Genomic DNA, 15362 nt, shown 5'->3' with positions numbered 1-15362 from the left:
TTGTTCACGGGATGACATTTTTACAATACGAGGCAAGTAACTAGTGATGAAATTATTTCCTCGTAGTATACTTATAACATTAGTACTAAGCTTTATCCTAAATTTAGGGTTAGTTACTAAAATTCATGCTAAAGATACTCTTGATAGCATTGTAGATGTTTTAAACGGTTTAACTTGCGAAACTCAAGGCGTAGGTGATTTATTACGTAGTGAATTCTCTCATACATGTATTGTTGCTCCGTTCTTTACTTTTGCGGTAATGAATCTTGTTTCTCCCGTCTTATACATGAATACGTTTTTAAAGCTTAAAATAAATGATAAAGATTTATTTAACGATAGTAAGTTTGGAAATTTTCCAGGAGGTCAATGTACTCGTGAAAACAGAATTGATCCTAAAAATCCGGAATTACGTTTTGCTTTATGTAGTAATGCTAAACTAATTGTAGCTAGAGCAGAAGCTGTTTTAGAATCGGCACTTGCTATTGCTAAAGCCGTATTAACAGGTAGTGATCCTTGGGATGATATAAAAAAAGCGTGGGAAAATAATAAGAAAGATTATTATGTTCCATATAGCGGTAAGCCCGGTGATGACGGTTTTGCATTTGATGTAGGCTTCCCTGTAATATATTGGAAAGTTATTCAAGATAAAGATAGAATATGTGTCTCAACAAAGGGGTTTACAGGAGACGTTCCCGTCGGCTGTAAATATATGAAAGAGCCGTTTCCAAAATCCATGTATAATAGCTTTATGGATGTAGCAGATAAGGATTTGATTGAAGATCCAAATGAAACGCCTACCGATCCTTTAGCCTTAGTTTCCTGTAGTGCAGCAGGTGGAGGATGCTATCAAAAAGCTTATAATGCTTCAAAAACTGCAGTAGTCATGACTTCTCCTCTTATAGAGTGTATGAGGCAAATGATTACTAGATTACTAATTAGTAAAGATGTTTGTAGTTTTGATAATGTAAGCCAAGTGGTTAATTTGGCTTCAAGGCAAGATAGTGCATTATTTCAGTTCCAAGTAGGAATGTATAAAATAGTTACAGCTTTTCTAACTTTATATGTTATGTTTTTTGGCTTTAAACTGTTACTTGCAGGTGAAGTACCGCCAAAAAGTGAGTATATAAACTTTATATTGAAAATGATATTCGTAACTTATTTTTCAATAGGAATTAATATAACCCCTGGTAATGGCTCTCCATATGACCGGTTAGACGGTATGATTCAGTGGGCGTTTCCTTTCTTACTTGACGGTATAAACGGTTTAGCAAGTTGGGTTATGAATGCTGCTCCGTCCGGTTTATGTAAATTTAACAATCTTTCTTATGACGGTACCGTTTCTTATATTGCATTATGGGATGCATTAGATTGTAGGGTAGCTCATTATTTAGGGCTTGATATATTATCTACGTTACTTGTCGAAAATGCTTATCGAAGCCATGATTTTTTAAATTTTGATTTCTTTAGTTTTAGTGCTCCACCATATATTTATTTGCTAATTCCGGCGATAATCTCCGGTAATATGATGTTAGTGTCACTCGCTCTTTCGTATCCGTTACTTGTGATTTCGGTTGCTGCCTTTATGGTTAATGCAACGATTATGTGTATGATATCTATAGTAATACTCGGTATTTTAGCTCCTCTTTTTGTACCCATGTTTTTATTCACGTATACACGAAATTATTTTGATAGCTGGGTTAAACTAATGATCTCGTTCTTGCTACAGCCTATGGTGGTAGTTACTTTTATGATCACGATGTTTTCGGTATATGATTATGGTTTCTACGGTAAATGTCAATATAAGAGCAAGTTAATTCACAATAGTATAGAAAATCTTGCACAGGGTGGTACTTCAAGCCGTGATGTTTTGATATTTTATATTAATAATGATTGGGATGATATATCACAATATCCTAAAAAAGAGGACGCAGAAAATTGTCAAAATAGTTTAGGTTATATGTTAAATAACCCTATTACCACGGCATTTAATTTTGCAAAAGATAGTGTAAGTGAAATTGTCGATAGTAAACCGGGCGATACACCTACCGATAAATTTCTTGCTAAATTCCAGTTTTTATCGGGAGTAGTTTTGGGTCCCGGAATGTTTTTCATGTCTCCAAAAGTGCTTTTTGAGAAAATTAAAAATATTTTGCTTGCGTTAGTTACGGCATGTTTTACATTGTATTTGATGTATAATTTTAGTAGTCAGCTAGCTGAATTTGCTGCAGATATGACAGAAGGAGTAGCTCTTAATAATGTTGCTATAAAACCGCAAGCAATATTTAAGGCAGCTATGGCAGTACTTGCTACTGCGGGTGCTACAACTAAGGGTCTCGATCAGGTAGCAAGCAGGGGAGGAGGAATAAGTGATTTAAAAGCCGGTCAAGGTGGAGGAGCAAGTGATTTAGAGGTAGGTAAAGGCGGACTATCAAACGATAATATTGCTGCAAGCGGAGGTACGTCGACACCTGCGGTAACAACGCCGATAGCTTCGTCTTCTGTAGCAACTTCTAGCCCAAAAACTGTAAGTAGTGAAGCAAGATCGGATATTGTTACTCCTCCTCTTGCTCCTCCAGAAGCTGTTTCACCACCGCCTGCTAGTATTAGAACTTCTATTTCTACACCTGCACCACAAAGTAATATTGAAGCCGAAAGTGTTGGAAAAATCATAAGAGATAATAATCAAGAAAGTAAAAAAGAGATTGATAATACTCCGCCTTCACAGGAAAAAGTTGATAATGCAACTCCACAAGAAAAAGTTGACAGTACAAGTAGGGGGTCAGGAGTAATTGATTATAGTTTTAACTTAAAGGAACATGATAATCCGACAGGAGTAAAGCAGATACGGGAAAATGCAGAGATTCGTGATAAACGTGCAGAAGTAGAGAAAGCGTGGAACGAATTAGTAGCAAGCGGGGGAGGAAGAATAAGAGATCAGCAAGGTGAAGAAACATCGGAACGACATGCAAATGCAGAAAAGAAATGGAATGAATTAGTCGATAGCGGTGTAGTAACTGAGATAAGAGAAAGGGATAATAGTGTAACTAATAAATTTGATAAATTAGCTGATGAACTTAATAAGTCAGAAAAAGCAAAGGTAGAAGAAAATAAAAATATAGAAAACGACAGAAAAGAAGATAATACTACTACGTCACCGCAAGAAAAAGTTGACAGTACAAGTAGGGGGTCAGGAGTAATTGATTATAGTTTTAACTTAAAGGAACATGATAATCCGACAGGAGTAAAGCAGATACGGGAAAATGCAGAGATTCGAGATAAACGTGTAAAAGTAGAAAAAGCATGGAATGAACTAGTAGCAAGCGGAGGAGGAAGAGTAAGAGAACAAGAAGGAGGAGAAATATCAGAACGACGTGCAAATGCTGAAAAGGCATGGGATGAGTTAGTAAAAAGCGGCGTAGTAACAGAAAAAAAAGATAATAGTTCTAATGAAAACTCTTAAAACCTTAAAGATATTTATTATAGTTTATATAGCGTCTGTAAGCTTAGCTAGCTTTGCCGGCTTTGGAGAATCATGTTCTAGTTTACCGACTACTTCAGATGGGTATTTAGAAACGGACACGGCATATGGCTATATAATTCGTAATATTGATATGAAAGATCCAAGAGGTAATTGTAACTCAGTTGCGTCTAGTATAACGTTTTGTTTTAAAAATGTAGAAGGTAGTAGTAGCCCTTGCACCATGTATACTTTAAATGAAGGTGACTCTAGGAAGATTAGTGATTTAAGTACTGATAATAATCCTGATCTTGGAGCAAATCCTGTATTAAAGAATATCGTTTTAACGGTTAAAAAATGGGATAATGATCTATGTTTAGTTATGCCTACGTCAAGGGGACCGATGCCGGTAGCATGTAAATCTTTAAGTGTTACTCCACCGCCTACTCCGCCTGATGATGAAAATTGTAATATAGGAAAAAGTTGCTATACGGGAGCAAATTATAGTCAATCGTTAATTAATTTTTCCGGTCTTGCAGTTCAGTGTTTGAGCGAAACGCTTAATAAAATATTTTTTGCCGGACATGGTTGTAGTTCTCAAGATCAAAATTCTAGAATAACTAATCTTGCTGCTTTTTCTACATTTCAAGGTTATTTAAAGAGAACTATAGGTGCGGCACTAATTCTTTATACTATGTTTTTTGCCTTTAATATGGCTCTAAATAAAGAATATGCAAGTACTGAAAAAATAGCTCATTTTGTAATAAAATTCTTATTTGTTGCTTATTTTTCTATCGGTCTTGGACCTTTAGATTTTAGCGGAGGTCAGCCGACAAAAGAAAACGGTATGTTAAAATATGGATTACCTCTTTTGACGGGAGCAGCACCGGACTTTGCACAGATAATCTTTAATGCAGCAGGTTCTAGAGGATTATGTCAATTTGATAATTCAAAGTATAAGGACGGTTATAAATTTTACGGTTTATGGGACGCTATTGATTGCCGTATAGGTTATTATCTTGGCTTGGATTTACTTTATAATATAGATAAGAATGGAGTTTTAGGGAATTCGATTGGCAATGGTCCCCGTGGTAATAATACACCTATACCTAATTTTGATCCTGATGGTAAAAATAACAGACCGAAAGATTTAAGTAAAGCAGGAGCACTAAGATTTTTTGCCGTTATGTTTGGATTCTTTATGGCCGGAAATGTTATTATACTTGCAGCAGGTTTAGTATTTTCTGTAATATTTTTATCTATACTTTTATATTTTATTACGCATTATTTAGTTTGCATGATTACTATTTACGTTATGACATATATTTCTCCTATATTCATTCCTATGGCTTTATTTACTCGTACAAAAGCTTATTTTGACGGGTGGTTAAAAGTATGTATCTCATGTGCATTGCAGCCGGCAGTAATAGCAGGTTTTATAGCTTTATTAATAACTATGTATGATTCCGCAATATTTAAAAATTGTGAATTCCTTAGATATGATTATGAAAAAGGGGATATTAGATTTAGTACTTTTGAGTTAAGGCTTCCTGTCGGCGGGGCAGATAAATGTCAGGAAAGTTTTGGATATAAAATGTTAGAATATTATGCAGGTGAAGGTTGGGAAGAACATTTATTGATACTTTTCCCAATAAAATCAATTGTTAGAGATGTTATATCTATTTTAGCGGAACTTTTATGTGTATTAGTATTTTCGGTTATTTTTTATTACTTCTCTAAATCTATAGGGCGATTTGCTTCTGATTTAACTAATGGTCCTAATATGGATGCAGTAACGGCGAGTCCAACTAAAATCGTTGATTTAGTAAAGAAAGGAGCCGCTTTCCTTAAGGATGCTGCCATGGCTTCGCAAGGTAAGCCGCCGGTAGGAGATAAGCCGGATGCTGGAGGTAAACGCCAAGAAGGACAGAAAGGAGATGATGCACTTGCTACAGAAGGAGGTAGTAGTGCTAAAGACGCCTTATTGACGAGTGGGGGTAAATAATAGAATATGCAGAGTAACTTATTAAAAGTTTTAGGAGTACTCGCTATAGTAGCAACGTTAGTTTGCTTTATTTTTGCAGCACTTGGTATGATAGGAGCAGTAAAAGTCGGTGACGGCTGCTACATGAGATATGCTCCGGACGGTAAAGGAGGGTCGGATTCAATAACCGGTACTATAACCCTTAATGCTAATGCTAATTATGTAAACACTTCTAAGATATTGCCCGACGGTACAACTCAGCTTATTCCTGATCCTACTCGTTATGGTGAATGGTTAAATACTCAGGTGCTAGTAGAAAACAGCCAACCGGTGAATTTACAAGTGGTCGGTCAGATTAGTTTGTGTTTAGCTTATATACCAAAAGATAATTTACAACGTACAGGGACTGGATCTCATTTAGACGATAACGGTAAAATGATTCCGATCCCTCGTATCACCGATGCAAATAATCCGCCTGTCTCTCTAATAATGGATGCAAAAAATAATGAATGGCGTAATATTGCCGAATTATACGCCAATGATAGAGTTTTAGTTTCCATATCTCCTAATTTTGCCAGTACGGATGCGACAGTTAAGGATGCTTTTAAAGATGCTGAGGTTACGAAAGATTGCTCACAAGGCAAAACTTCTTATGAGCCGATTTGCGGGAAATATTCTATTTATTTAGGTCAATATGTTAATGCTTGCGAACTGAAGCAAAATTATTGGCAAGGTAATAAGCATCGGGAAAAATGTCATTGTATTCTTAAATGTATTCATCAAGAAGCTGTTGCTCAGTGGGTATGTGATTCTGCTAATGCCGTGTTTCATTGTTGCCTTGGTTTTATATGTGATTCCTTACCTGCTTGGATAAATCACTATGGCACAATGCCGGAAGCTTATAAAGATGACGGTAGTTTTACCTTTAGTTGGTCAGATAATTCAGGTAATTTATTTATTGATTATTCAAATCTTCAATGCTCTAATAATGCTAATATTCCTCCAAACGGTAAATGTCCTGATAGTGTCGAGAATCGTAGTCCTAAAGATAAGGATTATATTGGAGGTGTAAATTGTACTTCGGGAATATGTAACGATGGAGATTTTCAAAAGAATCGGAGATTTTGGTATACGGCGGACGGTAAAGGAGGCAAAGGACCAACCGGATTAATATATCAAATGAATGACGCGGGTTCTGTAAGTCAAGCTTTGCCTTCTAAGCTAGAATTTGCTCAGTTTGTTGCAGATGCAGATCAACCGCCTGAATATAAAGATAAAGACGATAAATATATATATAAAGTTATATATAATATACCTTTTAACAGCAATATTGAAAAAAGTTATTTACAATATAGGCTTTGGTCTCCCACCTCACAAGATGCTAGTAAGAATACGGGAGGATATGTTCTAAATATTAAACAGACTAAATGTTATAGAGAGAACGGTAATAGTTTTAACGATACTTTTGATGATCGGGGACGAGTGCAATACATAATAGTAAAGGCTTCAGAAAACCCGAATACTAGCGGTAAAACCTATTCACCTCAAGGAATTAACGTTGATAGCGACGGTAAATATAATTTTAACGCAAACGAAGCGGGTTATATATGGATGAGAATTCTAAATGATCCTAATAATAATTTAAAGGATTATAAAGATAGTGAAGGTAGCTATAAAGTATATTTCTCAACATCCTTAAAAGTAGGCAGTTTTACTATTAAAGTAATGAATCCGTTACTTCAGTTATTTAAAACTAAAGTGCAAGGGGCTGCTACTTCTATTTTTAAAAATATGGTATGTTATAAAGCTAGTGATAGCTCGTCCTGTACTAACTTTTTTACCTATATTAAAGCAATTTTAATTCTGTATGTGATGACTTACGGAGCAATGTTCTTGCTTGGTTTTGCTAAGATAAACCAAAAAGAGCTAGTAATTAGAATAGCAAAAATCGGAGTAGTTAGCGGACTTATGAACGGTAATACTTTTGAATTTTTCAATAACTATCTTTTTGATGCAATTACCAATTTTTCAGACGCAATTATTGCTAATATGAGCGGATATAGCTTATTTACTTCTATTGATCCTAATAGTAATATTTCTAATCCTTTTATGTTTTTAGATGCAGTAATGAGTAAAATATTTTTTAGTCAAACATTTATCGCTCAATTACTTGCACTTCTTTCACTTGGGCTTAGCGGTATTATATATTTTATAATTACTTTTGTTGCACTTGGTATAGTAATTATTACGGCACTTAGAGCTATTGCCGTTTATATTATGGCATTTATGGCAACTTGTATATTAATAGGTATAGCCCCTTTATTTATTAGTTTCTTATTATTTGATTTTACTAGGTATTTGTTTGATAATTGGGTGAGGTTTACGATCCGCTATATGATAGAACCGGTAGTTATGATGGCAGGTATTATAGTGCTAACACAGCTATTTACCATTTATCTAGATTTTGTTTTAGGTTATAGCGTTTGTTGGAAATGTACTTTACCGATAAAAATTCCGTTTATCGGTACTATTTTACCTATTGCATTGCTGAATGTACCTATCTTCTGTATTAATTGGTTTGCCCCTTGGGGAATGGATTATATGTCGGGTATGATGGGAGTAAATATGCAAAATATCGTAGCTCTAGTTATTATTGCTTACGGTATGTACGGTTATGTCGAATTTTCAGGACGTATGGTAGCAAAATTAACTAGTGCTGCTGGGCCTTCGGCTACTGAAATTGGTGGTAAAATGTCTCATGATGCAGGACAAAAAGCATTAAGTCCAATAGGAATGGATTATAAAACAAGACAAGGTATTACCGGCAGAGCGGAAGCACGATTAAAACAACGCAATAAGACATTAGATCAGGCTGAGAAAAATAGGACAAGTATGTCAAAAGAAGGGGGTGAGAAGACAAATGAAGAACCGCCTAAACCTGAAACACCGAAATAATATAATATGATGAAAATTCTTAAGAGTTTAGTTTTATTAGTTTTGTTTATGGCGATGCCAGCTAAAGCTGTTGATACTTTTTCATGGATGTCAACCGGTTTTAGTGGGTTAAAAAGCTTATTCGGTTGTTTAGAAGTGCCTGAATTTACAAGTTTTCAAGAGGGTAATATAGGAATTAGTTTATCTACAGCCGGAACTTGGCAATCAACAGGTAATGCTGTTGAGAAAGGTAAATTGTTAAAAATAAACTGGTCTACTTCAGGTATTACTCCTGCACCTAGAAAATATCTAGTATTATATAGAATTGATCCAAGGTTTAGTACACCGCAAGTTTTCATTAAAACTTATAATTATTCTAAATTACAATTTGAAGCTTTAGGATTTCCTCGTTTTGTTACGGACAATAACAGTGAAACACCGGGGGCCATACCGCCTGATAAAGACCTTGATGCACTTTCATTTACTAAAATGTTTGATTCTGTTAGGTATTTTAACTATTCTAACGGTAATTCGAGAATTCAAGTTAATGCCGGCGATGTAGTAAATATTAGTTTAGTTGGTAAAGATAATTTTTTTAGCCCTAATACTCCAAAACTTCCTAATACCGTAGATAATATTTTAACACAGGAACTTGATAGTTCGATATTCGCTGCTTCTGCACTTTATACTCAAAGTAACCTTGGTAACTTTGATAATAGAATAATTTACTCATCTGCAGAGCAGGTATGTAATCTTATAGATGCCTCAAGAGATCCTGAAAAATCAAGCGGATGTAGCGGTACTGGCTCAGCTACAAAATATAAAAGTATAAATAACGGAGTATTAGTCGGTAAGCCTATGATGATTGGAGCGGTACAGAATTTCATGGGTTTAATTAATTCTTGTCCTGCTAATGCCGGTATAAATACTAGCCCCACTTGCTATTACGATCAAGGTAGAGGGATGATAATTACAGTAGGCGGGCAGGTTATTAAGGGACGAGATCAGAGTTTTGTAAATTCAGGCAGTACCCAAAGTAGTTTTATATATTATCAAGCAACTAGCGGCGGTACTATGGATTTTACTAGCGATTGGCAAGTTAGTAACATGTTTAGTAATTCAGTTTTAATGAGTGATTGGAGCCGAAATTTTTCAAATTATGCTAGTTTTGTAGATTATATAAATAAGAATGATTGGTCAGCTAATTTTTTATATTTTGGTCGTTATTCGATGATTGTTGAAATAGGTAATGGGACAAATTCAATTAGTCCGGGTGATCAACAAAATATAAAGTTAGAATATTTAATAACATCGGATGGTACGTTACCTGATCCATCTATTCGTGGTACGCTGGTAGATTATAACTTTGCGACTGATGCACCGCAAGATGGATATTTATGGTTAAGGGTGGTAAATCCTAATAGTAATATACAAGGGATAGTTAGTGTAAATTATGCTAATTATACTGGTACAACTTGGTTTTCTGATATAATATATAACGGTGCTATTAAACCTATTACCGATCAGTTTAGAACTTTTAGTCAAAACTTTTATATTAAGTTAGTTAAAAATTCTGCAGTGCAGAATATAGCTAAAGCTGCATTAACCCTTTATATTACTATATTTGGGCTCATGTTCGTTGCAGGAGCATTAAAATTAACTGCCGTAGAAGTAATAACACGTATATGCAAAATAGCTATAGTAGCTTTTTTAATTAGAGAAGAAAGTTGGAGCTTCTTTAATACATACTTCTTTAGTGCATTTACTGACGGTATTGATTTCTTTGTAACTAACGTAGTAGGTGCTACAAGCTCTAAATCTAATATTTTTGGTTTTATTGATCCTATATTTAATAAATATACTAACGGTAGGATTTGGGGATTACTATTTATTGAATTATTACAAATACATAATGGTTTAGCATTTATCGCTATTATAACCATTTATTCACTTATCACTTATTTTAGAGCTATTTTAGAAGTTATAATAGGCTATGTTATTGCATTCATAGGGGTAACTGTTATGATTTCATTAGCACCGTTTTTCATAATATTAATGTTATTTGAAAAAACTAAGAGTTTATTTGATAATTGGATATCGACATTGCTTAGCTATGTAGTGCAGCCGACAATATTATTGATTTTCTTTTTATTGATAGATCAGGTTTTATCTGAGCAGCTTTTAAAAGTAGTAGTTAGAGCCTGTTGGGATACTCTTATACCAATAAAAATAGGGCTTGATTTAACAAATCTTGGTATTCCGATTAATTTCTCTTTTACATTACCGTTCTTACCCGGAATACCTTTCTATATACCGGATGTTCCGGAAATTAGTAGCTCGAATATTCTAACGAACAACGCTAATACTTTCTTAGTATTATTTACTACGGCTTTATTATTTTATTCATATTGTTTGATGTCATATGGCTTAGTAGCTTTTGTAAATATAGTAGTCGGAATGCTTACAAATGTTACACCGGCACGAATATCAGGAAATTATCAAGAACGTTCTGATCCTGTGGGAGCTGTTATGCAGGATATAGGTTCGGTAACAAAACCGATTAAAAAGGCTGCAATGGCTCCGGCTAGAGTTTTCAAAGACAAGATAATTGATCAAAATTATAAAGCTAGAAAACCGGAAGGAGGTGGTGAATTTACAAATAAATTCCTTGCCGAGCGTAATGATGTGAAGAAAGAGGAAGTAACTAAATTATTTTAGTGTCATCCCGCGACTTGATCGCAGGATCTCAGGACACAATTTATGAGATTAAAACATTTTATAGATCCTGCGATCAAGTCGCGGGATGACAAGTCGATTCAAAATGAACAAAAATATTTTTATTACATTATTAATATCGCTATTGCTGCTTTCCGGTTGTACCGGCGATACTTGTATTGATCCTGATGATTTCGGTTTTATCAAATTCAATGTTTCTTCTAGATATGATCCGAAAGAAATTACTTCAAGACAGGAAGGTGATCAGGTAGCACCATGGCGTGATAGTGCTTATAAAGTAAACGGTTATCCTTTAACCGTTATGGTAAGACCATGGAGTTATATACTTGGCGATAAAAATACTTCAGGTCAGTTATCTGCATGGTGTCCATGGTATGGTCAAAAAAATAACACAACTACTTTGGCTGCTTTTTGCGTTAAGCTACAACCGTGTACTTTTTGGGATAATGCTAGGCTTGATATGTGTACTCCTAATCCCGCAAATCAAAATGATGCAATGATTAGTAATGCTCCATGTATAATGACAGACGGTGTCGGGCTTTATTTTCTTATTGCTGATAAAAATTATCCCGATCCCAATATTTCACCAGATTCACAGCGTAAACCGCGAGGTATAACTCAGCATTTAGGAGAGCTTACTTCGAGTGTAGGCTATGAATTTTATAGTATTAGTAGTACAGGACAATTCTTGAAAGCCGGCGGTATAAATTATCAATATAAAGGTGAAGATAAGTCAAAATATGCTCAATCTCCTCTTTATTTTAAGATTATAGATAAATTTTATGATGATAATAGCGGGCAATATAGATTAATAATAAAGTCCGGAGTTACTGATACTAGACCCGATCCGCTACAATTTTTAACGGATTTAATAAAAGGAGTATTATTTGGTAACGATGGGATCATAAAGAAAACTTATCAACAAATAATTGATACGCCGGGTTATAGGATGAGTGTCTCGGCTATTTTAACTCTATATATAATGTTTACGGGCTTTTCCTTTTTAATAGGTAATATAAACCTTACTCATGTCGAACTTATAGTTAGAATATTAAAAGTTAGTATAGTCTCAATATTATTAAGTACGGATAAAGCTTGGACATTTTTTCATGATTATTTATTCGTATTTTTTATTGATGGGGTTCAGCAAATACTGCAAATAATTAATGAAGCTTCGGCTACTGGTCCCGGTTCTCAAAGCTTGCTTGGGTTACTTATTTCTCCTCAAACTTTATCTAAATTATTTTCTTTACTATTTGTTGATTGGCTTGGTTGTATATATATCATTCTATATTTAATAGCTCTGTATTTTATTTTCTTTCTTATATTTAAAGCTACTATTATCTATCTAACCGCTCTTATAACTATCGGTATGATTATAATTATGGGACCAATATTTATTTGTTTCATGTTGTTTAATATAACTCGTTCGTTATTTGAGAATTGGTTAAGACAATTAATATCATACGCATTACAGCCTATGATTTTATTTGCCGGTATCGCTTTTATTTCAATGATCATCAGAACCGAAATATATTCAACGCTTGGTTTTGCGGTATGTAAACATGATTTTCCTAATTTAGGTCCGATAAATGAAATATTCGGTAGTTTTCTTGAGGATATAGATCCAAGCCTTGGTAATTCAATATTTTATTGGTGGTTCCCCGTACCGATGAAAGGCGGTATAAATAATTTCCACAAAGCAAATATATTAGTTCCTGAAGATCATATAATAGTAGATGATTCTTGTAAGAATGACCCTGATAAATGTAAGTATTGTGCTGCGTATGAGTGTATAGATGAACGCTATATTGAATTACCGTTTTTAGATTTAGTTAAAGATGCAAAAAGAATTAGTAATTTTATAAACGGGAAATTTATCCAACTTGACGGGATATTACTAATTTTTGTGTCTATTTATTTGCTAAGTAAATTTAACGATACTGCTATATCGACGGCACAATTTATTGCCGGTACTTCAGGTAATTTAACAGACATACAAAAAGTTAATCAGCAATCTTATGAATCTGCAGCGAAGCAAATGAATAGACCGCTAAGTTATGTGGCTAAGACGGTAAGTGCACCTGTAACTACCCGTGTAAGTGCGAAGTTAGAAGAAACTAGTATGTTCTTTGCTAAAGGATTTGAAGGTATAATGATGGGAAGGCTTGAAAAGCAAGCTCTCGGTTCTTCAGCAAACAAAGCCGTACAAAATGAGGTTAAGAGAAAATACGGTATAGATTCTAAAGATGTAAAGATGAATGCTATTACGGATTATGAAAACGGTATTTCAGGATTATTAAAGAATTTACCTAAAGGGAATGAATTAAAAGCAAAAGAACTATCGCAAATGAAATTTACTCAGCTTCGAGATAAAATTGCTGCAAATAAATATGGAGTGAAAGATTACGCCGCTTTAAGTAAAGAACAAAAAACAGAGCTTGATAAGTCATTAAAAGATGCTAACTTACGTGAACTCGCTAGCGATGCGAACTTTACTAGAGATTATCAAGATGCTTATAAATATGCTCACCAAGAAATGTCAGGGCGAGGTGTTGGTCTTTTCGGTAAGAATATAGGAGTGCTTAGAAGCTGGCAAGAGATGGAGCATCGTGTTGATACAAAACGTAAATTAAAAGAAGAAAGGCGTGTAGGTATAGGCGAAAAAATATATGCAGGTTATACAGGAATAAAAAGAGAAGCTTTAACTGCAATAGTCGGTAAAGATTTACGCGATGCTTATGAGGGTAATCTAACCAGTGCCGAATGGCATGATTTTGAATATAACGATCCAAGACTTAGAACTTATAGCGAAAAATTAAAAGATGAAGAAAAAGCACGGGAACGTGAAGAACTCCAAATGCATATTAATAAGGAGACGCTAGCTGCTCAGGCAGATATATTATCACCGGAATATCTAGCAAGACTTGAGAATGCAGGTAGACAGAGTGATGTAGAATATTATCAAGAATTAGCTCAAAGAAAGCTCATTCATGAGGTGCATAGTAAGTTATCCGAAGAGGGTGAGCCGGTAATGATGGGTGATAGATTTATGCGTGAGAAAGCTACTGATTCTCAGATGCGGGATATGATAGATAACGCTCATCGAAAATATGCAGAATTTATAGATGGAGATCGATATACTCGTCGCCAAGAGCATTATGATATTATGCACGAGAAAGCCCAGGAAAATTTAGAACAAACTTATAAAGAGCTTAAAGATCATTTCAAAAGAGATGATATCAAGATCGAAGAAATGCCGGCATTAATAGCACAAAAAGTTAAAGATACTGCCGAAGGAGCTGAAATAGACCAAAAGATTATGGAAGAGCTTAATAACTTTAATGCTGATGTTAAAAATTATGAATATAGTACTGAAGTGTTAAATAAAATAGAGGATAGAAAGCAAGCTATTACCGATGAAGTAAATGCTCAGATCGATCAGATTAATAAATATAGAGAAAATGCCAAAATGGAAAAATATGTGAGACCAATAGTAAATGAAGGCAGAAAACTAAGAAAATTAGAAGATCATTTGAGCAGTATGAAGTAGTATAACTAATAGTTGTTTTTTAAACAATTGCAGTATATAGAATATGTAAAAACAAAAATGTTTATGAACGATCAAACTAAAAATGATTCTGAAGAACTCAAACATTTATTATCAGATAAAAGCTTTAAACCACAAAAAAGTTGGGAAGAAGTCTTTAAAGAACTAAGCTTAAACCCTACTAATGATTTTTTTCCTGAAGGAAGAAAGGATTTGCCTCTACAAGAATGAAACTGGGAATTATTTAAATAATCTATAAGATTATTTATAGTAAAAACGAAGCTATTTATTTAAGAGGAATGAAATAATGAAATTATAATTCGTATAAGTGAACACCCAGCAAGAGAAGCAATAGAATATATAAAAGGATATAATTTTACAAAAGCAAACACCATATTAAAACATTTGGGGTTAACAGCTTTAAACGAGGACACATTAAAAATTTTTGATAAATCTTCTCAAGATATTACAGAGCGAGACAAAGAAGATATAAAGTCATTTAAATATCACCTTGATGATGCAATTTGTACTTTGTATGGAGTAGCAATATATATCTTATAGGTGAGCTAAAACTAGAAGAGCTGTCTAAAACAATAACTGATTTAGATTATCATAATTAGTAATTATATGGATCGCCATGCTCATTTTAGTCGCAGCTTTGTTGTATGGCTTCTATGTCATTCCCGCGTAGGCGGGAATCC

Annotated in this window: 6 protein-coding genes; all 6 read left to right on the top strand. The window is 34.3% G+C overall.

Annotation, left to right across the window (positions count from 1 at the left end; translation table 11 throughout):
* Positions 1–46 precede the first annotated feature (46 nt).
* Entirely contained in the window at positions 47–3460 is a 3414-nt protein-coding gene (locus tag RAS_RS00575) for a type IV secretion system protein (RefSeq protein ID WP_147143857.1), read from the top strand.
* Positions 3447–5462, top strand: a complete 2016-nt coding sequence (locus RAS_RS00570; protein ID WP_147141352.1) for a TrbL/VirB6 family protein — start codon at positions 3447–3449, stop codon at positions 5460–5462. The genes RAS_RS00575 and RAS_RS00570 overlap by 14 nt, the downstream gene beginning before the upstream one ends.
* A 6-nt stretch (positions 5463–5468) precedes the next feature.
* A complete protein-coding gene (locus tag RAS_RS00565; protein ID WP_147141349.1) occupies positions 5469–8396 on the top strand; it encodes a TrbL/VirB6 family protein in 2928 nt (975 codons plus the stop codon).
* A 9-nt stretch (positions 8397–8405) separates the two neighbouring features.
* Positions 8406–11093, top strand: a complete 2688-nt coding sequence (locus tag RAS_RS00560) for a TrbL/VirB6 family protein (RefSeq protein WP_147143854.1) — start codon at positions 8406–8408, stop codon at positions 11091–11093.
* 103 nt (positions 11094–11196) lie between these two features.
* Positions 11197–14664: a TrbL/VirB6 family protein gene (locus tag RAS_RS00555; protein WP_147141346.1), complete on the top strand. Its 3468-nt coding sequence runs from the start codon at positions 11197–11199 to the stop codon at positions 14662–14664.
* A gap of 63 nt (positions 14665–14727) precedes the next feature.
* The gene (locus RAS_RS08385; RefSeq protein WP_172616100.1) at positions 14728–14892 is read left to right on the top strand and encodes a hypothetical protein; all 165 of its coding nucleotides are present in this window, start codon (positions 14728–14730) and stop codon (positions 14890–14892) included.
* Positions 14893–15362 lie beyond the last annotated feature (470 nt).

It is taken from the genome of Rickettsia asiatica, assembly GCF_007989425.1.
Taxonomy (GTDB): Bacteria; Pseudomonadota; Alphaproteobacteria; order Rickettsiales; family Rickettsiaceae; genus Rickettsia; species Rickettsia helvetica.
Note: the sequence above shows the minus strand (reverse complement) of the source record. Positions and strands in the feature narration are given on the sequence as shown.

Bases quoted from the DNA above. Each gene is read 5' to 3' on its own strand.
- RAS_RS08385 (WP_172616100.1), top strand. From the start codon at position 14,728: ATGAACGATCAAACTAAAAATGATTCTGAAGAACTCAAACATTTATTA.
- RAS_RS00560 (WP_147143854.1), top strand. From the start codon at position 8,406: ATGAAAATTCTTAAGAGTTTAGTTTTATTAGTTTTGTTTATGGCGATG.
- RAS_RS00570 (WP_147141352.1), top strand. From the start codon at position 3,447: ATGAAAACTCTTAAAACCTTAAAGATATTTATTATAGTTTATATAGCG.
- RAS_RS00565 (WP_147141349.1), top strand. From the start codon at position 5,469: ATGCAGAGTAACTTATTAAAAGTTTTAGGAGTACTCGCTATAGTAGCA.
- RAS_RS00555 (WP_147141346.1), top strand. From the start codon at position 11,197: ATGAACAAAAATATTTTTATTACATTATTAATATCGCTATTGCTGCTT.
- RAS_RS00575 (WP_147143857.1), top strand. From the start codon at position 47: ATGAAATTATTTCCTCGTAGTATACTTATAACATTAGTACTAAGCTTT.